This is a genomic window from Microbacterium sp. MM2322 (assembly GCF_964186585.1).
Lineage (GTDB): Bacteria > Actinomycetota > Actinomycetes > Actinomycetales > Microbacteriaceae > Microbacterium.
In genome coordinates this window covers 91,633-111,272 of sequence record NZ_OZ075067.1, presented here as the reverse complement: position 1 = coordinate 111,272, position 19,640 = coordinate 91,633, and the positions used below count along the sequence as shown (strand labels likewise).

The window sequence follows — 19,640 nt, the reverse complement described above, 5'->3', positions numbered from 1 at the left end:
GACGCTATGGGATCGCTCCCAAACCTGTCAAGGGAGCGCTCCCACGGAGCCGGTCACGGTTTGGTCACGGGAGAAGAGAGGCCGGAACGGTGAGGCGTCGTCGCGGGCTCTAGACTTGACCCGCACCCCTGCCCGCGACATCCCGGAGCCACCTGATGCCCACCATCGTCGTCGACGTCATGCCCAAGGCCGAGCTTCTGGACCCGCAGGGGAAGGCCGTCTCCGGCGCGCTGCAGCGCCTCGGCCACGCCGGATTCGGTGACGTCCGCATCGGCAAGCGCTTCGAGCTGACCGTCGAGAGCGCCGACGAGGCCACCCTCGCCGCCGTTCGCACGATCGCCGAAGAGATCCTCTCCAACTCGGTGATCGAGGATGTCGTCGGCATCGAGGTCGTCGAGTGACCGTTCGCGTCGGGGTCATCACCTTCCCCGGCTCGCTGGACGACGGCGACGCACGCCGAGCCGTTCGCCTCGCCGGCGCCGAGCCCGTCGCTCTCTGGCACGGCTCGCACGACCTCGAGGGAGTCGACGCGCTCGTCCTCCCCGGCGGGTTCAGCTACGGCGACTACCTGCGCGCCGGCGCGATCGCCGCGCTCGCGCCGATCATGTCCGAGGTGAAGGATGCCGCGGCCAAAGGCATGCCGATCCTCGGCATCTGCAACGGTTTCCAGATGCTCGTCGAAGCGCACCTGCTGCCGGGCGGGCTGATCCGCAACGCGCACCAGCAGTTCATCCGCCGCGATCAGCGCCTCGTCGTCGAGAACGCCGACACCGCCTGGACGAGCGAGTTCCGTCGCGGCCAGGAGATCGTCATCCCGTTGAAGAACGCCGACGGCGGCTACATCGCCTCCGACGAGACTCTCGCGCGCATCCAGGGCGAGAACCTCGTCGCCTTCCGGTACGCGGGTGTCAACCCGAACGGGTCGATGGACGACATCGCCGGCCTCACGAACGAGCGGGGCAACGTCGTCGGACTCATGCCCCACCCCGAGCACGCGATCGAGCCCGGCTTCGGCCCCGACACGGCCGCAGCCATGCGTTCAGGCGTCGACGGTCTGCAGTTCTTCACGGCGGCCGTCTCCGCCGTCGTGCACAGCGCCGCCTGAGCCGGCACGGCGACCTCGGTCGCGGCGACCTCGCGGTCGCTTCTTCGTCGCGCGTCGACGGCAGCGCGTCGGGAGCGCCACACGGGCGAAACGATGCGGAAATGCGGGACGTCTAGCGTCGGATCCGCACCTCGCATGTCACCCGCAGCATGAACAAGGAGTTCCCTTGCGCCGTTTCGTCCGCACCGCCGCCCTCGCCGCGGCGGCCACCCTCACCCTCGCCGGTTGCGCCGGCACCGCACCGGCATCCTCTGGAGGGTCCGACGATCACGGTGAGATCAGCGTCCAGTACTCCTGGATCAAGAACGAGGAGTTCGCCGGCGAGTTCTACGCCTACGACAAGGGCTACTACGAGGATGCCGGCTTCTCCGACGTCGTCGGGATCTCCGGACCCGACACAGGTGTCGCCAAGCTCCTCTCGAACACCGTCCAGGTGGCCCTGAGCGATGCGGCATCCGTCGGCGCGGCCATCGCCGAAGAGGACACCCCCCTCAAGATCATCGGCGCGACGTTCCAGAAGAACCCGTTCACGATCCTGTCGCTCGCCGACGGCGCGAACATCACGACCCCGCAGGATCTGGTCGGCAAGAAGATCGGCGTCCAGGACTCGAACGCGTCGGTGTTCGCCGCTCTCCTGAACGCGAACGGCATCGACCCCGCCGACGTCGAGGTCGTCCCCGTGGACTTCAACCCCACTCCGGTGATGAACGGCGAGGTCGACGGCTTCATGGCGTACCTCACCAACGAGGCGCTGACGGTGGAGCTCGCCGGCTACGACGTCACGAACCTCGCATACGCCGAGAACGGCGTGCCCTACGTCGCCGAGACGTTCACCGTCACCGACCAGTACCTCGCCGAGAACCAGGAGCTCCTGAAGGACTTCCTCACGGCCGAGATCAAGGGCTGGACGCACGTCTTCCAGGAGCCCGTCGACGACACGGTCTCGCTCGTCGAGAAGTACTACAACCAGGCGGCGGACGAGTCGAAGGACGGCCTCGAATCGACCTTCGGCGCCCTCGACCCGAAGAAGACGGCGAAGGGCATCGAGGCGCAGAACCTGCTCGTCTCGACGGAGGAGACCGAAGCGAACGGCCTCTTCACGATCTCCGACGACCTCAAGAAGCAGACGGTCGCCTCGCTCGGCGCCGCGGGCTGGGACGTCTCGGTCGACGACCTCTTCGACACCTCCATCATCGACGGGATCTACAAGGAGAACCCGGACCTCAAGGATTACCTCCCCTGACATGACCAGCTCCAACCTGGCGGATGCCGGTGCCCTGGCGGGTACCGGCATCCGCATCGACGGTCTCGCCAAGACCTTCCCCACCGGCCGCGGCCGATCCGTCACCGCCCTGCAGGACACGCACCTGCACACCGACAAGGGATCCTTCCTGTCGCTGCTCGGCCCGTCCGGATGCGGCAAGTCGACGATCCTGCGGATTCTCGCCGACCTCGAGACGCCGACCGCCGGCGAGGTGTTCGTCGACGGCAAGACGCCGGCGCAGCTCCGCAGCGACCACGAACTCGGGATCGCCTTCCAGGACCACGCGCTGCTGCCGTGGCGGAGCGTGCTCACCAACATCCGGCTGCCGTTCGAGATCGCCGGACGCACGCCCGACAAGGACTACATCGATGAGCTGATCGGTCTGGTCGGGCTCCGCGGCTTCGAGAAGGCGAAGCCGGCACAGCTCTCCGGCGGCATGCGCCAGCGCGTCTCGATCGCGCGAGCGCTGAGCCTGAAACCGTCGGTGCTCCTCCTCGACGAACCGTTCGGCGCCCTCGACGACATGACGCGGCAGAACCTCAACCTCGAGCTGCTCCGCATCTGGACCGAGAAGCCGGCGACGACGCTCATGGTCACCCACGGGATCTCCGAGGCGATCTTCCTCTCGGACCGCGTGGCCGTGATGTCACCGCGACCCGGCCGGGTGAAGGAGATCATCGAGGTCGACCTTCCCCGCCCGCGCCTGCCCGAGATGCAGCGCACGCCCGAGTTCCACGCCCTCGTCGACCAGGCGTCCGAACTGCTGTTCGGCGACGACGGTCGCGCGGCCGCGGAGGCGTGATGCGCGGGTTCCGTCTCCCGGGCTGGCTCGCGGGCGTGATCGGCGTCGTCGTGCTCGTCGGCGCCTGGTGGCTCTTCTCCGCGACCGTCTTCATCCCCGCCGAGGGCACGACGTTCACCCCGGTTCCCGCGCCCGGCACCGTCGTCGCAACGATCGCCTCCGACGGTCTCGCCGCCTACTGGCCGGTCTTCCAGGTCACGGTCTCCGAAGCTCTCATCGGGTTCGCCTGGGGCAACGGGATCGCGCTGCTCCTGGCATCCGTCGTCCTCCTGCTGCCGAAGGCCGAAGCCGTCATCACGCAGGTCGCCGTCGTCAGCTACTGCCTGCCCGTGGTCGCGGTCGGGGGCATCGCCGTCGTCGTCCTGCCCGCCGCGAAACGCGCCGGTGACCTGAGCGCGACAGCCATCTTCCTCGCCGCCCTCGCCGTGTTCTTCACGACGGTCGTCGGCGCTCTGCTCGGGTTCAAGGCGGCCGACCGCGCCACCCTCGACGTCGTCCGCGTGTACGGCGGATCGCGGTTCACGCAGCTGCGGAAGGTGCGGCTGATCGCGGCGGCACCCGCCATCCTCACGGCCCTTCAGATCGCCGTCCCGAGCGCCTTCCTCGGCGCGATCCTCGGCGAGTACATGGGGGCGATCGACCGCGGGGTCGGGATCACGCTCATCAAACTGCAGGGCGACCTCGACTCGCCGCGCGTGTGGGCCGTGTTCCTCCTGACCGCCGCCGTCGCGCTCCTCGGCTACGCGATCGTGGGGCTCGTCTCGCGCATCGTGACGCCGTGGGTGTCGGGCCGGACGGTGGCGACATGAGGCCGGTGCTGCGGCCCCTCGGACGCTCGGCCGCGAACGCCCTGCTCACGATCGGGATCGTCCTCGCCGCGTGGTGGGCGGTGGTCTCGCTCACGGGCATCTCGCCCTATGTCGCGAAGGGTCCGGCCGACGTGTGGGAGTTCCTCTTCACCGCAGAGGATGCCGCGCAGAACCGCGACGGCCTGTGGCCGCTCCTCGCGCAGACGCTGCAGGACGCCGGGCTGGGCTTTCTCACCGGGATGATCGCCGCCCTCGTCCTCGCCGTCGCGTTCTCGCTCTCGCGGGCGGTCGAGGCGGGTGTCATGCCGCTCGCGCTGCTGCTGCGCAGCATCCCGCTCGTCGCCATCGCGCCGGTGATCATCCTCATCACGGGGCGGGGCACCCCGGCATCCGTCGCCGTCATCGGCAGCATCGTGGTGCTGTTCCCCGCGCTCGCGTCGATCCTGTTCGGACTGTCGCGGGCGTCGCGGCAGAGCCTCGACCTCGTGCACGTCTACGGCGGCGGGCGACTCGCACAGCTCTGGAAGGTGAACATCCCCGGTGCGCTGCCGTCGCTGTTCGCTGCGGCGCGGGTGTCCGTTCCCGGCGCGGTCACCGGCGCGCTGCTGGCGGAGTGGCTGTCGACGGGAACCGGCATCGGCGGCGCGATCCAGAAGTTCACGGCGCAAGCGCGCTTCGACGACCTGTGGGCGTCGGTCGCGATCATCACGCTCGTGACGCTGGTGCTCTACAACGTCGTGCAGATCGTCGAGAACGTCGTCCTCGCCCGCCGGGGAATGGTGACCACCGTCGAGTGACGGCCGCTCACGCGCCGAGTCTGCGGGCGAGGTGCGGAGCGGTACGGCTGTCGGGGTCGGCGGCGACGGCATCGGGCGTTCCTGCCGCGACGATGCGACCGCCGGCATCCCCGCCCGACGGACCGAGGTCGATGACCCAGTCGGCCGCCGCGACGACGTCCATGTCGTGCTCGACCACGACCACCGTGTCGCCGGAGTCGACGAGCGCGTGGAGCTGGGCCAGCAGCCGCCGGACGTCGGCGGGGTGGAGACCCGTCGTCGGCTCGTCGAGCAGGTAGAGCGTGTGGCCGCGCCGCGCCCGCTGCAGTTCGGTCGCGAGCTTGATGCGCTGCGCCTCGCCGCCCGAGAGCTCGGTCGCCGGCTGGCCGAGGCGCAGGTAACCGAGGCCGACGTCCTGCAGAGTCCGGAGGCTGCGGGATGCCACGGGCACCGCCTCGAGGAACGCCGCCGCCTCGTCGACCGTCAGCGCGAGGACGTCGGCGATGGTCTTGCCCTCGTAGGTGACTTCGAGCGTCTCGGCGTTGTAGCGCGCGCCGTGGCACGTCGGACACCGGCCGTAGCTGCCGGGGAGGAAGAGGAGCTCGACCGAGACGTAACCTTCGCCGAGGCACGTCTCGCACCGGCCGCCCGCGACGTTGAACGAGAAACGCCCCGCGGTGTAGCCGCGCTCACGGGCGAGGTCGGTCGCCGCGAACACCGAGCGGACGGCGTCGAAGAGACCCGTGTAGGTCGCGAGGTTCGACCGCGGGGTGCGGCCGATCGGCTTCTGATCGACCCGGACGAGTCGGTCGATGCGCTCCAGTCCTGAGACCCGGCCGACCCGCAGGGTGTCGACGGATGCCGCGGGCAGAGTCGCCTCGGCGAGTCCCTCGGACGCGTCGTCGGCGTCGTCGGCCGCGTCGTCGGCATCCGTCACCACTCCCCCGCGCAGGTGCCGCTCGACGACCTCGCGGAGCACACGGCTGACGAGGGTGGACTTGCCCGACCCAGAGACGCCCGTGACGGCGACGAGGGTGCCGAGCGGGAACTCGGCGTCGAGGCCGTCGAGGTTGTGGAGCGAGACGCCGTCGAGCGAGAGCATCCCGTCTCCCGTCCGTCGCTCGCGCGGAACGGGTGCCGCGTCGCCGGGGAACAGGAACGGCCGCGTCGCCGACTCGGTGATCTCTGCCAGGCCGTCGACTTCGCCGGAGTAGAGGACGGCGCCGCCCGCGTCGCCGGCGCCGGGGCCGACGTCGACGATCCAGTCCGCCCGGCGGACGACGTCCATGTTGTGCTCGACGACGAAGACGGAGTTTCCCGACGCGCGGAGCTGTTCGAGCACGTCGAGAAGGGGTGCCGCGTCGGCGGGATGCAGCCCTGCGGACGGCTCGTCGAGCACGTAGACCACGCCGAAGAGCCCCGACCGCAGCTGGGTCGCAAGGCGCAGCCGCTGCATCTCGCCCGGCGAGAGGGTCGTCGTGACGCGGCCGAGTCCGAGGTAGCCGAGCCCGAGGTCGAGGAGCACCTGGATGCGGGCGAGCAGGTCGGTCGTGATCGCGACGGCGACGTCGGTGCGCTCGCCCGATGCCGTGGTGGGGAGGGCGGACGCGGCATCCCGGATCAGCGTCGTCGGACGCAGGATCTCGGCGAGCTCGCGGATGGGCAGGGCGTTCAGCTCGGCGATCGTCTTCCCCGCGAACGTGACGGCGAGCGCCTCGCGGCGAAGACCCGTGCCGTGGCAGAGCGGGCACACCCCGGTACGGACGAAGGCGAGCACCTTGGTGCGCATCGAGGCGCTCTTCGAGTCCGACAGTGTGTGGAACACGTACTTCTTCGCGCTCCAGAACATGCCGTTGTAGGGCTTCGCGACACGGTCGCGCTGCGGCGTGATCTGCACGACGGGCTGCTCGTCGGTGAAGAGGAGCCAGTCGCGGTCGGCCCGGTCGAGCTCACGCCAGGGCCGATCGACGTCGTAGCCGAGCGCGATCGTGATGTCGCGGAGGTTTTTGGCCTGCCACGCCCCCGGCCACGCGGCGATCGCGCCCTCGCGGATGCTGAGCGACGGGTCGGGGACGAGAGTCTCCTCGGTCACCGTGTGCGCGACGCCGACGCCGTGGCACTCGGGGCAGGCGCCCGCGGCCGTGTTGGGCGAGAACGCGTCGGAGTCGAGCCGCGTGGTGAACCCGGCGGGGAAGGTGCCGGCGCGCGAGAAGAGCATGCGCAGCGAGTTCGACAGGGTCGTCACGGTGCCGACGCTGGAGCGCGAGCTGGGGGCGCCGCGACGCTGCTGCAGAGCGACTGCCGGCGGGAGGCCGCTGATCGAGTCGACGTGCGGATCGTGCCCCTGCTGGATCAGCCGGCGCGCGTACGGCGCGACCGACTCGAGATAGCGACGCTGCGCCTCGGTGAAGATCGTCCCGAACGCGAGCGAGGACTTGCCCGAACCCGAGACACCCGTGAAGGCGACGATCGCGTCGCGCGGGACGTCGACATCCACGTTCCGGAGGTTGTTCTCGTTCGCTCCCCGCACGCGGACGAAGGCGTCAGGGTTTCCGCGGGGCTTTTCGGGCATCGGACAAGCCTATGCGCGGGCCGGGCACCCGGGGCCGCGCGCTAGCCTCGGACGCATGGCTTCGATCAGCGTCAGCGTCCCCTCCGCCCGCCTCGCCGAGGACCTCACCGACATCGACGGAGCCGACGTCTTCGTCTGGAAGATGGATGCCGCGGCCCCGCGCCCGCGCATCGACCTCGTCGTCCCGCCCTACATGGCGGGAAACCCCCTCGGCTGGCTCGAGGGCGTGGAGGTGGGCCTCATCCAGGGGCAGGCCATCGGGTACGACGGCATCGAGGATCGCCTGCCCGCCGGCGTGGTCTTCGCGAACGCGGCGACGGTGCACGAAGCCGCCACGGCCGAGCTCGCGGTGGCCCTCACCCTGACGTCCCAGCGCGGCATCGACCGGTTCGTCCGCGCGCAGGGCTCCGCGGAGTGGGCGCCGTTCCAGGCGACCGGGCTCGCCGACCGCCGCGTCATGGTGCTCGGATACGGCGGCGTGGGGAAGGCGGTCGCCGCTCGCCTCGCGCCGTTCGAGGTCGACCTCGTGGCGGTCGCGTCGAGCGCGCGCGACGAGGACGGCATCCACGTCCACAGCATCGACGAGGTCCACGACCTGCTGCCCGGTGTCGACATCGTCATCGTCACCCTGCCGGGCGGCGATGCGACCCGGCACATCGTCGACGACGCGTTCCTCTCGGCACTCCGCGACGGAGCCCTCGTCGTCAACGTGGGACGCGGGTCGCTGATCGACACGGATGCCCTCGTCGCACACGTGCAGAGCCGCGGCATCCGTGCGGCACTCGATGTCACCGACCCCGAGCCGCTCCCCGCCGATCACCCGCTGTGGTCGCTCGAGGGTGTCGTGATCGCCCCGCACGTCGGGGGCGCGACCGACGCGATGCACCCGCGGATCGTGCGCCTGCTGCGCCGCCAGATCGCGCACCTGCTCGCGGGCGAGGAGCCCGAGAACGTCGTGATCCGCACCTGACCAGGCGGGTGCGGACCCCGATCAGACGAGGAACTCTGATCAGACGGTGAAGACGCTGTGCACGGGGCCGCAGACCCCGCGGCCCTGCAGCGCCGAGAGCTCCATGAGCACCGACGTGCCGGCGAGGGAATAGCCGAGCTGCTCGAGCAGCTGCTGGCCGGCGCGGAGCGTGCCACCCGTCGCGAGGACGTCGTCGACCAGCAGCACGCGCGCACCGGCGGCCAGGTCGCCCGACATCTCGATCGTCGCGCTGCCGTATTCGAGGTCGTAGCTCACCGCTCCGGCCGGACGCGGCAGCTTGCCCGCCTTGCGGATCGGCGCGAGGCCGGTCCCCGAGGCGATCGCGATCGCACCTGCGAGCAGGAACCCGCGCGCCTCGACCCCGGCGACCACGTCGAACGAGCCGACGAACGGCTCGGCCATGGCCATCGCGATCGTGCGGAGGCCCGCGGCATCCGCCAGCAACGGCGAGACATCGCGGAAGAGGATGCCGGGCTCGGGGAAGTCGGGGATCGTCGCGATGAGCGATTCGGCTCGGGCGAGTGCGTCGGGATTCACTGGGTCGAGGTTACGCGACCGCACCCGCGGGGCACGTCCTGCGTCGCAGATTCGGACATCCGCGCCGGATTCGGAGGGGCACGCGCTTGCGCATCCGAATCCGCGCCTGATCTCCGAATCCGCGAGGGTGGTGGGGCGTGGCAGGCGCCGCGGGCAGGGTGGTGCGTGGCAGGCGCCGCGGGCAGGGTGTTGGGGGCAGGACAGTGGGGGGATGCCGCGTGCGCAAGCGCTTGCACTAGGCTGGCGCGCATGACCTCGACCCCCTCCTCGACCGCCACGTCGACGCTGGCCCCCATCGGCGAGAGCCGCCCCGGCGCCGAGTGGTGGCGCACCGCCGTCATCTACCAGATCTACCCCCGCTCCTTCGCCGACGCCTCGGGCGACGGCATCGGCGACCTGCCCGGTATCACGGCGCACCTCGACGACCTCGCCTCGCTCGGCGTCGACGCCGTGTGGCTGAGCCCCTTCTTCACGTCTCCGCAGAAGGATGCCGGTTACGACGTCGCCGACTACCGTGACGTCGACCCGCTCTTCGGCACCCTCGGCGACTTCGACGACATGCTCGAAGCGGCGCACGCCCGCGGCATCCGCGTCATCATCGACCTGGTCCCGAACCACTCCTCCGACAAGCACGTCTGGTTCCAGCAGGCCCTCGCCGCCGCCCCCGGCAGCCCCGAGCGCGCCCGCTACATGTTCCGCGACGGCACGGGCGAGAACGGCGAACTGCCGCCCAACAACTGGGAGTCCGTCTTCGGCGGCCCGGCATGGACGCGCATCCAGGACGGCCAGTGGTACCTCCACCTCTTCGACAGCTCGCAGCCCGACTTCGACTGGACGAACCCCGAGGTGCGCGCCGCGTTCGAGAAGACGCTCCGCTTCTGGCTCGACCGGGGCGTCGACGGCTTCCGCGTCGACGTGGCCCACGGCCTCATCAAGGCCGAGGGCCTGCCCGACTACACCCCGCCGCTCGAGGCCGACTCGATGGGCGGCGCCGAGCCGGTCCCGTACTGGGGCCAGGAGGGCGTCCACCAGGTCTGGCGCGAGTGGCACCGCGTGCTCGACGAGTACGAGGGCGACCGCGCCCTCTGCGCCGAGGCGTGGCTCCCCACCGTCGACGAGACGGCGAAGTGGGTGCGCCCCGACGAGATGCACCAGGCCTTCAACTTCCCCTACGCGATGAGCGAGTGGGATGCCGCGCAGCTGCGCGTCGTCATCAGCGAGTCCCTGCGGGCCTTCCCCGCCGTCGGCGCCCCAGCGACCTGGGTCCTCTCGAACCACGACGTCATCCGCCACGCGACGCGCCTCGCGATGCCCGGCCACCCGCAGGGCCACGGTGTCGGACCGGCGACCCCCGGCAAGCCCGACCCCGCCGCGGGCCTCCGCCGCGCTCGCGCGGCCACCGCGCTCATGCTGGCGCTCCCCGGCTCGTCCTACCTGTACCAGGGCGAGGAGCTCGGACTCCCCGAGGCGATGGAACTCCCCGACGACGTCCGTGAGGACCCGACCTGGTTCCGTACGAACGGCGAGCGCTACGGCCGTGACGGATGCCGCGTGCCGCTGCCCTGGACCGCCGATGAGAGCGCGTTCGGCTTCAGCCCGACGGGCGAGAGCTGGCTGCCGCAGCCGGCGGAGTGGACGGCCCTTGCCCGCGACGTGCAGGAGGACCAGCCCGACTCGACGCTGTGGCTGTATCGCACGCTGCTCGCGACGCGACGCGCCCACGACCTGGGTGCGGGGTCGCTGGAATGGCTCGACGGCTTCGGCGACGACGTCATCGCGTTCCGCAACGGCGACGTGACCGTGATCGCGAACGTCGGCACGGATGCCGTCGCCCTCCCGAAGGGCACACTGCTGGTCGAGAGCGATGCCTTCACGGGTCGCGAGCTCCCGGCCGACACGACCGTGTGGATCGCCGCGGACTGACGTGACCGGTATCGACGACGTCGCCCGCGCCGCAGGCGTGTCGTCGGCGACCGTCTCCCGTGCGCTCAGCGGGCGCGGGCGCATCTCCGATGCGACCCGCGCCCGCGTGCGCGCCGCCGCGGCCGACCTCGGCTACGTGGTCTCGGCCGCGGCATCCGCTCTCGCGACGGGTCACACGGCGAACATCGGCGTCGTCGTGCCGCTGCTCGACCGCTGGTTCTTCGCGAACGTGCTCGACGGCATCGCGAGCCGGCTCGCTCCCCGTGGCTACGACATGACGCTGTACAGCATGAGCGCCGAGCCCGCCCAGCGCGACCGCGTGCTCGACGAGTCGCTCCGGCGCGGCCGGGTCGACGGGCTCATCGTGCTGTCGCTCGCCCTCGACGAGGACGAGATCGACCGGCTGCTCGCGCTCGACCTGCCCATCGTGGGCCTCAGCGCGACGAGCGCACGACTGCCCGCCCTGCGGGTCGACGAGCTCGCCGTCGCTCGTGCCGCTACCGAGCACCTGCTGCACCTCGGTCACCGCCGCATCGCGCACATCGGCGCGGGGCACGCGGGTGACCCGGGGCTCGACGTCCCCTCGCTCCGCAGACTCGGTTTCGAGACGGCGATGGCGGATGCCGGCATCGCGAACGCCCCGTTCGTCCCGGCCGACTTCACGATCGAGGGCGGTCATCGGGCCGCGCTCGCACTGCTGGACAGCGCCGAACCGCCGACCGCGATCTTCGCCGCGTCGGATGAGATCGCCTTCGGAGCGCTCTTCGCGGCGCGGGACCGGGGCCTCGACGTGCCGGCGGATCTCTCGGTCGTGGGCGTCGACGGCCACGAGATGGGCGACTTCTTCGGCCTCACGACGATCGCGCAGTTTCCGCACGAGCAGGGTGAGCGCGCAGCCGACGCCGTCCTCGCCGCCCTCGACGGACGCGAGGAGCTCGGCGACCTGGCCTTTCGGCTCGTCGAACGGACCTCGACGAGCCGTCCCCGTGGAGGACTCGCTGAGGTAGTGGGCGCCTCTGCGCCGTAGGCTCGAAGGCATGCCCCTCGATCTCGAAGCGATCTACACCGATCTGCACCGGCACCCGGAACTGTCGTTCCAGGAGACCCGGACGGCCGGAGTCATCACACGCGAGCTCGCAGCGCTCGGCCTCGACTACGAGGAGGGCGTCGGTCGCACCGGTGTCGTCACGGTGATCCGGAGCGGCGACGGTCCCGTCGTGTGGCTCCGCGCCGACATGGACGGCCTTCCCGTCGCCGAGCAGACCGGTCTCCCCTATGCCAGCACGGCGCGCGGCGTCGACCCCGCCGGGCAGGACGTCCCCGTCATGCACGCGTGCGGTCACGACATGCACGTCACTGCCATGCTGGGTGCCCTCGAGAAGCTGCAGGCCACCCGCGACGAGTGGTCCGGCACGGTCGTCGCCGTCTTCCAGCCCGCCGAGGAATACGGTGCGGGTGCGCAGGCGATGATCGCCGACGGCGTCTTCGACCGGTACCCGAAGCCCGACATCGTGCTCGGCCAGCACCTGACCCCGCTCCCCGCCGGCACGATCGGCGTGCGCCCGGGTACGCAGATGGCGGCATCCGACGGCATCACGGTCGTGCTGCACGGCCGCGGCGGCCACGGCTCGCGCCCGCACTCCACGATCGACCCCGTCGTCATGGCCGCGGCGACGGTCATGCGGCTGCAGACGATCGTCTCGCGCGAGGTCGACCCGCGCGAGATGGCGGTCGTCACCGTCGGATCGATCCACGCGGGCCTGAAGAACAACATCATCCCCGCCGAAGCGACGCTCGAACTGAGCCTCCGCTACCCGAACGACACGGCGCGCGCCGACATCCTCGAGCGCGTCGAGCGGGTCGTCCGCGCGGAGGCCGCGGCATCCGGCGCCGAGCAGGAACCCACGATCTCGACCCTCCACACGCTGCCGCCGACCATCAACGACGCGGACTCGACCGCCCGGCTGACGGCGGCGATGGACCGCGCCTTCGGTGAGGGCACCGTCGTCGACCCCGGCATGTTCACCGGCAGCGAGGACGTCTCGTGGTTCGCCCGCGACTCGGGCGCACCACTCGTCTACTGGTTCTGGGGTGGTGTCGACCCGCAGCAGTACGCGGATGCCGTCGCCGCCGGTACGATCTCGCGTGACATCCCGACGAACCACTCGCCGTATTTCGCCCCTGTCCTGCACCCGACCATCGAGCGCGGAGTCGACGCCCTGACCGTCGCCGCGCGGGAGTTCCTCACGTGAGCAACGACGACTGGCTGCCGTTCGCCCCTCTCGACCCGCAGGAGCACCAGAAGCCTGAGCGTCCGGAGAACCCGAACCGGGTTCCGATGGTCCTCGGCGCGGTCGCCGGCGTTCTCCTCGTGGCCGTGATCGTCGTGGTCAGCGCGTATCTGCTGCGCGTGACCGAGCCGACGACGGCGGCCCCGCCGCCGGCGCAGAGCTCGCAACCCGCCGCGCAGCCGGCCCCGTCGACCCCGCAGGACCCCGACCCGTCGGAGCCGGCCGAAGAGGAGCCGCCCGCCGCGGCATCCACCATCGTCATGAACGGAGCGGGCTTCACCGTGAAGACCGCCGACGGCGAGGTCTCCCACGCGTGGGCGGATGACGCGGCTCCCGCGGTCGCCGCGCTGACGAAGGCCTTCGGCACGGCGCCGACGGAAGACTTCGTCAACGGTGACGCCGAGAACTGGGCCTACGACATCTACGTGTGGCCCGGCTTCCGCCTGTACGACGTGTTCCTCGGCGACGGCGGCCGCTCGCGCAGCGAGGTACCCGCGCCGACGTGGGTCACCGTGAGCTCCGGCCTGCCGCAGGGCGTCCAGGTCACGAACGAGTTCGGCGTCGCCGTCGGCGACACTCTCGACCAGGCGCGCAGCAAGGGCCCGTTCGACGAGTTCGCCCTCACGAACGGCCACGTGCGGCTCACCTTCGGCGAGGGACGCGGCACGTTCTACAGCAACGGCAAGCGCGAGTTCAGTGCCTTCGTCGAGTCCGACGAGGCGGCAGAGAAGGTCGCCTCGATCACGTACACGTTCCGCGCCCGCGGTCAGTGACGGGACGGCTCGCTCGACCGCGCGTCGACGAGCTCCCGTCCGGTAACCACTCCCGGGAGGCCGCGTCCCGCGCGCGTCGTGAACAGCAGGACCGCTGAGGTGACGAAGAACACGAAGACGAGGATGCCGGTGTCCCCGACGATCTGCCCCAGCAGCAGATAGCCCCCGATGCCGCCGAGGAAGCGCAGCAACCTCGCGGCGATCTCAGGCAGACGACCGCCCTCGTAGCGGAGTTCGACCGCGAGGTCGCCGATCGAGCGTCCCGTGGCGAGAGTGACGCCGAGCCACAGCGCGATCGGCGCCCACCCCGTCGCCAGGTCGGCGATGACGGCATCTGCGACGAGGTCCTCCCGGCGCAGCGCGAACTGCAGGAACAGCTGCACGACTGTGCCGACGGCGCCGCCGACGATCGTCGCACCGAGCAGATCGCAGACCGCGCCGAGGAGGCGACGACCGCGGGTGACGGGGCGGGGAGCACCGGCATCCGCTGTCTTCTCGACACCCCGCAGCCGCGCCGGGACGACGAGCCCGAGGACCGAGCCCAGGAGGGCGCCCAGGGTGTTCGTCAGCAGGTCGCCGACGTCGAAGAGTCGGTAGCCGCAGGGGAAGATGCCCCAGACCCCGGTCAGCTGGGTCGTCTCGATGACGAGGGACACGACGGCTCCCGCCAGGACGCCGATGACGATGCCGCGGCGTCCGACGACCCGCATCAGGAATCCCAACGGGACGAACAGGAGGACGTTGAAGACGACCTGGAGCAGCCGGATGTCGGTGAGGGGAGAACCGTCCGCGACGGCGCCCACGACATCGTCGACGGTCGGCCCGAGGGAGAGCACGGCTCCGACGCAGCGGTACTCGTTCGAGGCCGGGAGCGGGAGGAGGGTGTAGCTCCAGATCGCCATGAAGTAGACGAGGGATGCCGCCCAGAAGGCCACCCGGCCGAGGCTGAGCCGTCCGCGACGGCGGTAGCTGACCGCGACGAGAGGGACGAAGAGGATGACGCCGACGGCCCCTCCGAACAGGATCGCGATCACTGCGGGGAACACTTGGCCGGTCATGCGGGGAGTCTAGGGACTGCGGGGGGGACCGCTCGCGTTGCGGCGAGTTCGCGGGAGGCGTAATGTCGCCCGCCGTGACCAGTGACAGCCGCGACCCGAACGCGGCCCCCTCCCCCGCCGTGAAGCGCATGCTGATCGGCGAGCCGCTCGACTCCGAGAAGCTCGACGCGCAGCTGCTGCCGAAGAAGCGGGCGCTGCCGATCTTCGCGTCCGACGCGCTCTCGTCGGTGGCCTATGCGCCCCAGGAACTGCTGATGATCCTGCTCATCGGCGGCACTGCCTTCATGGCCTTCGCGCCGCCGGTCGCCGCCGCGGTCGTCGTGCTGCTGATCGTCGTGGTCCTCAGCTACCGGCAGCTCATCAAGGCCTACCCCTCGGGCGGCGGCGACTACGAAGTCGCCCGGACGAACCTCGGCGAGAAGGCGGGCGTCGTCGTCGGCTCTGCGCTCCTCGTCGACTACGTGCTGACCGTCGCGGTGTCGGTCTCGTCGGGTGTCGACAACATCATCTCGGCGCTGCCGGTGCTCGATCCGTGGCGCGTCGAGCTCGCGGTGGGCTTCGTCATCCTGCTGGTCATCGTGAACCTGCGCGGCGTCCGGGAGGCCTCACACGCCTTCGCGATCCCCACGTATGTCTTCATCGGCTCGGTCGCGCTGATGATCGGGACCGGGCTGTTCCGGTGGGCCATCGGCGATTCGCCGGTCGCGGCGAGCGCGGCCTACACCGTCGAGCCCGAGAGCCTCTCGCAGGTCGCGTTCATCCTGCTGCTGCTCCGCGCGTTCTCGAGCGGCTGCTCGGCCCTCACCGGCGTCGAGGCCGTGAGCAACGGCGTGCCCGCGTTCCGTACCCCGAAGGTCAAGAACGCGCAGACGACCCTCGTCCTCATGGGCGGCATCGCGATCGTGCTGTTCGCCGGCTTGACCGCACTCGCGCTGATCGCGGGCGTGCGCTACGCCGAGAACCCGTGCGCGCTCATCGGATTCGACTGCACGTCGGGCCCGCAGCCGAGCCTCATGGCCCAGGTCGCCGCCGCGACCTTCGGCGGTGACTCGGTCTTCTTCTTCATCATCCAGGCGGCGACCGCGTGCGTCCTACTGCTGGCGGCCAACACGGCCTTCAACGGGTTTCCGCTGCTCGGCTCGGTGCTCGCCCGCGACAGCTACGCCCCGAAGGCGCTGAACTCGCGCGGCGACCGCCTCGTGTTCTCCAACGGGATGCTGATCCTCGGCGGTGCGGCGATCGCGATCCTCGTGGTCTTCCAGGCCAACCTGACCACCCTCATCCAGCTCTACATCATCGGCGTGTTCGTCTCGTTCTCGCTGGGCCAGATCGGGATGGTCCGCCACTGGCGCCGTGAGCTGAAGCTGCTGAAGGGCAACTCCCCCGCGCGCCGTGCGGCGCTCTCGGGCCTCGTCATCAACACGATCGGCGCGGCGTTCACCGTCGCGGTTCTCGCGATCGTGACGGTCACGAAGTTCACCCACGGCGCCTGGCTCGTCTTCCTCGCCATGCCGGTCCTCGCGTTCCTCATGATCGGCGTGAACCGGTACTACCGCGACGTCGAGCACGAGATCGAGATGGACGACACCGTGAAGTACGGCTCGTCGGGCGACCTCGCGATCATCCTCGTCGGCACACTGCAGAAGCCCGTCGCGAAGGCGATCGACTACGCCCTGGCGGCCAAGCACGAGAAGACCCTCGCGGTGCATGTGGCCGTCACCTCCGACGACATCGCCGAGCTGAAGGCCGATTGGGAGTATCACCGGATGCCGGTGCCCCTCGTCGTCGTCGACTCGCCCTACCGCCAGTACGGCTCTCCCCTGATCGGTTTCATCGAGAAGTACCGCGAGAAGCACGGCCCGTCAGTGGTCACGGTCTACCTGCCGCAGTACATCGTGGGGCACTGGTGGGAGGCGCCGCTGCACAACCGCCGCGCACGGCGCATCGCGCAGCAGCTGATGATGGTCCACGGCGTGACCGTCACCCTCGTGCCGTGGCTGCTCGACTCGTCCGAGATCGTCTACGGTCGGCGGTCGCGACCGCTCCCCGGCGACGACCGCGGCGGGCGGATCGACCAGCGTCATTACGGTTTGGTAGAGCATTCCGACAACTGATGGAGTAACCGACGGATGCTCCCCAGAATGGTGATGTGCCAGACACTCGCCGCCGTCGCGGACTTCTCGCCCTTCTCATCACCGCCGGTCTCCTCGCGGTAGCCGTTGCGGCGGTCTCCGTGTGGATGGTCACGACACCGATCGACACCGCGCGCGCCACCACACCGACTCCCACAGCGCCGTCGAACGCGTCACCTCCGGCTCCGGCGGCCTCGCCGAGTGCGTCGGCCTCGGCTCCAGCCGACGCCGCCGCGGCCCGAGAGATCGTGCTCGGCGCGGGCGGTTTCGAGATCATCGCCGCCGACGACAGCAGCCTCGGCACGTTCTCGTGGCGGGAGGAGCCGTCAGAGGCCATCGCAGCGCTGACGACAGCATTCGGCTCAGACCCCGTGCTGTCCACGGTCGAGGGCGACTCGCACTTCCCGGAGTACACCGTCCACTCCTGGGGCGGATTCGCGTTCTCGACGATGGTCGAGGATCTGGTGACCCGCGAGGAGCATGGTCTCCCCTCGTTCATCACCCTGACCGACCGACCGACGAGCGACGACGTCGTCGTACGTGCCGAGTTCGGTCTCTCTCCCGGCATGTCGGCAGACGAGGTCCGCGCTCTCGGGCCCGACTCCCAGGAGCCGCTCGGGCTCGATGGGGAGGACGGTATCCGTTTCATCTTCGGAGTGGACCGGGACAGCAACGGTGCGACGAACGGAGGCACGCCGGGTGCCCCCGACCGCTGGGTGGTCATCGCCGACACGGGCGCGGACGGCACCACGGTCGAGACCATCCGGTACTCCGCCTACATCCAGATGTGAGGTCACCCCGGCGGTCGAACGGTGCTCGGCCCGGGTACCCTGCACCGGCGTAGCCTAGGGGGGTGACTTCCCCCGCCCTGTCCGAGCCGGCCACGCTCGACGCTGCCCGGCTGCGCGAGGACTTCCCGATCCTCCAGCAGGAGGTGAACGGGCATCCGCTCGTCTACCTCGACTCCGGCGCGACGAGCCAGAAGCCGAGGCAGGTCCTGCAGGCCGAGTACGACTTCCTCACCCGCAGCAACGCGGCCGTGCATCGCGGTGCGCACACGCTCGCCGCCGAGGCGACGGACCTGTTCGAGGATGCCCGGTCCACCGTCGCGCGCTTCGTCGGCGCCCGCGAGGAGCAGCTCGTCTGGACCAGCGGCGCGACCCTGGGCCTCAACCTCGTGGCGTACTCGATCGGCAACGCGACGCTCGGGCGGGGGGCACCGGCATCCGCTCGGTTCGCCCTGCAGCCCGGCGACGAGATCGTCGCGACCGAGGCCGAGCACCACGCGAACCTGATCCCCTGGCAGGAGCTCGCCGCCCGGACCGGCGCCGTGCTGCGGCACATCCCGGTGCAGGACGACGGCCGTCTCGACCTGGATGCCGCGGCCCAGATCATCGGCGAGCGCACCCGGATCGTCGCGTTCTCGCACGTCTCGAACGTGCTGGGAATCGTCAACCCGGTGGCTGAGATCGTCGCGCTCGCACAGCAGGTCGGCGCGCTCACGGTGCTGGATGCGTGCCAGTCGGCCCCGCACATGCGTCTGGACCTGCCCGCCATGGGGGTCGACCTCGCCGTCTTCAGCGGGCACAAGATGCTCGGGCCCTACGGGATCGGCGGGCTGTACGGGCGGAGCGACGTGCTCGAGGCCCTGCCGCCGTTCCTCACCGGCGGATCGATGATCACCACCGTCACGCTCGACGAGGCGGGCTACCTGCCTCCGCCGCAGCGGTTCGAGGCAGGCACGCAGCCGATCGGTCCCGCGATCGGGCTCGCCGCCGCCGTCTCCTACCTCGAGAACGCCGGCATGCCCGCCGTGCACGCGCACGAGGTCCGCCTCGCCGAGCGCATGCGTGAGGGCCTCGTCGACATCCCCGGCATCCGTCTGCTCGGCGACGCCAAGGGCGCCGAACGAGTCGGGCTCTGGAGCTTCGTGGTCGACGGCGTGCACGCGCACGACGCCGGCCAGTTCCTCGACGCGCAGGGCATCGCCGTGCGGGTCGGGCACCACTGCGCGGCGCCGCTGCACCGGCGGTTCGGCGTGACGGCATCCGTCCGCGCCTCCGCCGCCCTGTACAACACCGACGCCGACGTCGATGCCCTGGTCGATGCCGTCAGCGGCATCCGGTCCTACTTCGGAGTGAACGAATGAACGGTCTCGACTCGCTGTACCAGGAGCTCATCCTGGACCACTCGAAGCACCCGCACGGGCAGGGCCTGTCTCCGGAAGAGGGCCGCACAGCGAGCTCGCACCAGCACAACCCGATGTGCGGCGACGACATCACGCTGCGCGTGCGCGTCGACGAGGCCGGTGAGCGCATCGTCGACCTCTCGTGGGAGGGCTCGGGCTGCTCGATCTCGCAGGCGTCGGCGTCGATGCTCGCCGCGCTGATCGAAGAGGACGGCGGCGAGGCCGGCCTGCCGCGCGAGGATGCGGTGAAGCTCATCGACGGGTTCCGTGAGGCGCTGCGTTCGCGCGGCGCGATCCCGCTCGATGAAGAGACGTTCGCCGACGCGGCGGCTCTCTCGGGGGTGTCGAAGTTCTCGGCCCGCGTCAAGTGCGCGATGCTCGCGTGGGTCGCGCTCGAGGACGCCCTCGCCCGGGCCTGA

The 19,640-nt window shown here is 70.5% G+C and carries 18 protein-coding genes; 15 read left to right on the top strand and 3 right to left on the bottom strand.

All coding sequences use genetic code 11. The features are described 5' to 3' along the window. Nucleotides 1-155: 155 nt before the first annotated feature. The 6 genes from purS (at nt 156) to ABQ271_RS00560 (ending at nt 4,777) form a co-directional block, all read left to right on the top strand. A complete protein-coding gene (gene purS / locus ABQ271_RS00585) occupies nt 156-401 on the top strand; it encodes a phosphoribosylformylglycinamidine synthase subunit PurS (protein WP_349309630.1) in 246 nt (81 codons plus the stop codon). Beyond that, nucleotides 398-1,105 (top strand): phosphoribosylformylglycinamidine synthase subunit PurQ, encoded by a 708-nt coding sequence (gene purQ, locus ABQ271_RS00580; protein ID WP_349309629.1) that lies wholly within the window; start codon nt 398-400, stop codon nt 1,103-1,105. The genes purS and purQ overlap by 4 nt, the downstream gene beginning before the upstream one ends. A 166-nt stretch (nt 1,106-1,271) precedes the next feature. After that, nucleotides 1,272-2,348, top strand: coding sequence for an ABC transporter substrate-binding protein (locus ABQ271_RS00575; protein ID WP_349309628.1), 1,077 nt, complete (start codon nt 1,272-1,274; stop codon nt 2,346-2,348). 1 nt (nt 2,349) lies between these two features. Further along, on the top strand, nt 2,350-3,171 hold the full coding sequence (locus ABQ271_RS00570; protein ID WP_349309627.1) for an ABC transporter ATP-binding protein: 822 nt from the start codon (nt 2,350-2,352) through the stop codon (nt 3,169-3,171). Continuing rightward, a complete protein-coding gene (locus ABQ271_RS00565; protein WP_349309626.1) occupies nt 3,171-3,980 on the top strand; it encodes an ABC transporter permease subunit in 810 nt (269 codons plus the stop codon). The genes ABQ271_RS00570 and ABQ271_RS00565 overlap by 1 nt, the downstream gene beginning before the upstream one ends. After that, the gene (locus ABQ271_RS00560; protein ID WP_349309625.1) at nt 3,977-4,777 is read left to right on the top strand and encodes an ABC transporter permease subunit; all 801 of its coding nucleotides are present in this window, start codon (nt 3,977-3,979) and stop codon (nt 4,775-4,777) included. Before ABQ271_RS00565 ends, ABQ271_RS00560 begins: the two co-directional genes overlap by 4 nt. A gap of 7 nt (nt 4,778-4,784) precedes the next feature. Here the strand turns inward: ABQ271_RS00560 and ABQ271_RS00555 are convergent, their stop codons facing one another. Beyond that, on the bottom strand, nt 4,785-7,328 hold the full coding sequence (locus tag ABQ271_RS00555; RefSeq protein ID WP_349309624.1) for an excinuclease ABC subunit UvrA: 2,544 nt from the start codon (nt 7,326-7,328) through the stop codon (nt 4,785-4,787). 55 nt (nt 7,329-7,383) lie between these two features. Between ABQ271_RS00555 and ABQ271_RS00550 the strand changes: the two genes are divergently transcribed. Continuing rightward, nucleotides 7,384-8,298, top strand: coding sequence for a 2-hydroxyacid dehydrogenase (locus tag ABQ271_RS00550; protein ID WP_349309623.1), 915 nt, complete (start codon nt 7,384-7,386; stop codon nt 8,296-8,298). A gap of 39 nt (nt 8,299-8,337) precedes the next feature. On the opposite strand, the gene ABQ271_RS00545 is transcribed toward ABQ271_RS00550, so the two are convergent. Then, nucleotides 8,338-8,856: an adenine phosphoribosyltransferase gene (locus tag ABQ271_RS00545; protein ID WP_349309622.1), complete on the bottom strand. Its 519-nt coding sequence runs from the start codon at nt 8,854-8,856 to the stop codon at nt 8,338-8,340. Nucleotides 8,857-9,105: 249 nt separating this feature from the next. Here ABQ271_RS00545 and ABQ271_RS00540 point away from each other — a divergent pair, with 249 nt between their 5' ends. The 4 genes from ABQ271_RS00540 to ABQ271_RS00525 are packed head-to-tail and all read left to right on the top strand — an operon-like array spanning nt 9,106 to nt 13,843. Next, nucleotides 9,106-10,779 (top strand): alpha-amylase family glycosyl hydrolase, encoded by a 1,674-nt coding sequence (locus tag ABQ271_RS00540; protein WP_349309621.1) that lies wholly within the window; start codon nt 9,106-9,108, stop codon nt 10,777-10,779. Nucleotide 10,780: 1 nt separating this feature from the next. After that, complete coding sequence (locus ABQ271_RS00535) at nt 10,781-11,806, top strand: LacI family DNA-binding transcriptional regulator (RefSeq protein ID WP_349309620.1); 1,026 nt, start codon at nt 10,781-10,783, stop codon at nt 11,804-11,806. A 10-nt stretch (nt 11,807-11,816) separates the two neighbouring features. Further along, nucleotides 11,817-13,031: an amidohydrolase gene (locus tag ABQ271_RS00530; protein ID WP_349309619.1), complete on the top strand. Its 1,215-nt coding sequence runs from the start codon at nt 11,817-11,819 to the stop codon at nt 13,029-13,031. After that, nucleotides 13,028-13,843 carry a hypothetical protein gene (locus tag ABQ271_RS00525; RefSeq protein ID WP_349309618.1) on the top strand — a complete coding sequence of 272 codons (816 nt, stop codon included), beginning with the start codon at nt 13,028-13,030 and terminating at the stop codon, nt 13,841-13,843. Before ABQ271_RS00530 ends, ABQ271_RS00525 begins: the two co-directional genes overlap by 4 nt. Here the strand turns inward: ABQ271_RS00525 and ABQ271_RS00520 are convergent. After that, nucleotides 13,837-14,901 carry a VanZ family protein gene (locus ABQ271_RS00520; protein WP_349309617.1) on the bottom strand — a complete coding sequence of 355 codons (1,065 nt, stop codon included), beginning with the start codon at nt 14,899-14,901 and terminating at the stop codon, nt 13,837-13,839. The two genes, ABQ271_RS00525 and ABQ271_RS00520, sit on opposite strands and share 7 nt — an antisense overlap. 62 nt (nt 14,902-14,963) lie before the next feature. Between ABQ271_RS00520 and ABQ271_RS00515 the strand changes: the two genes are divergently transcribed. The 4 genes from ABQ271_RS00515 (at nt 14,964) to sufU (ending at nt 19,640) form a co-directional block, all read left to right on the top strand. Continuing rightward, nucleotides 14,964-17,015: an APC family permease gene (locus ABQ271_RS00515; protein WP_349309616.1), complete on the top strand. Its 2,052-nt coding sequence runs from the start codon at nt 14,964-14,966 to the stop codon at nt 17,013-17,015. Nucleotides 17,016-17,050: 35 nt separating this feature from the next. Next, nucleotides 17,051-17,824 carry a hypothetical protein gene (locus tag ABQ271_RS00510; protein ID WP_349309615.1) on the top strand — a complete coding sequence of 258 codons (774 nt, stop codon included), beginning with the start codon at nt 17,051-17,053 and terminating at the stop codon, nt 17,822-17,824. Nucleotides 17,825-17,886: 62 nt separating this feature from the next. Continuing rightward, nucleotides 17,887-19,182: a SufS family cysteine desulfurase gene (locus ABQ271_RS00505; protein ID WP_349309614.1), complete on the top strand. Its 1,296-nt coding sequence runs from the start codon at nt 17,887-17,889 to the stop codon at nt 19,180-19,182. After that, nucleotides 19,179-19,640: a Fe-S cluster assembly sulfur transfer protein SufU gene (gene sufU / locus ABQ271_RS00500; protein ID WP_349309613.1), complete on the top strand. Its 462-nt coding sequence runs from the start codon at nt 19,179-19,181 to the stop codon at nt 19,638-19,640. Before ABQ271_RS00505 ends, sufU begins: the two co-directional genes overlap by 4 nt.

What these genes read in the sequence shown, in the direction of transcription:
- purS (WP_349309630.1), top strand. Translation starts at nt 156, where the DNA reads ATGCCCACCATCGTCGTCGACGTCATGCCCAAGGCCGAGCTTCTGGAC.
- ABQ271_RS00570 (WP_349309627.1), top strand. Translation starts at nt 2,350, where the DNA reads ATGACCAGCTCCAACCTGGCGGATGCCGGTGCCCTGGCGGGTACCGGC.
- ABQ271_RS00565 (WP_349309626.1), top strand. Translation starts at nt 3,171, where the DNA reads ATGCGCGGGTTCCGTCTCCCGGGCTGGCTCGCGGGCGTGATCGGCGTC.
- ABQ271_RS00560 (WP_349309625.1), top strand. Translation starts at nt 3,977, where the DNA reads ATGAGGCCGGTGCTGCGGCCCCTCGGACGCTCGGCCGCGAACGCCCTG.
- ABQ271_RS00555 (WP_349309624.1), bottom strand. Translation starts at nt 7,328, where the DNA reads ATGCCCGAAAAGCCCCGCGGAAACCCTGACGCCTTCGTCCGCGTGCGG.
- ABQ271_RS00550 (WP_349309623.1), top strand. Translation starts at nt 7,384, where the DNA reads ATGGCTTCGATCAGCGTCAGCGTCCCCTCCGCCCGCCTCGCCGAGGAC.
- ABQ271_RS00540 (WP_349309621.1), top strand. Translation starts at nt 9,106, where the DNA reads ATGACCTCGACCCCCTCCTCGACCGCCACGTCGACGCTGGCCCCCATC.
- ABQ271_RS00530 (WP_349309619.1), top strand. Translation starts at nt 11,817, where the DNA reads ATGCCCCTCGATCTCGAAGCGATCTACACCGATCTGCACCGGCACCCG.
- ABQ271_RS00520 (WP_349309617.1), bottom strand. Translation starts at nt 14,901, where the DNA reads ATGACCGGCCAAGTGTTCCCCGCAGTGATCGCGATCCTGTTCGGAGGG.
- ABQ271_RS00515 (WP_349309616.1), top strand. Translation starts at nt 14,964, where the DNA reads ATGTCGCCCGCCGTGACCAGTGACAGCCGCGACCCGAACGCGGCCCCC.
- sufU (WP_349309613.1), top strand. Translation starts at nt 19,179, where the DNA reads ATGAACGGTCTCGACTCGCTGTACCAGGAGCTCATCCTGGACCACTCG.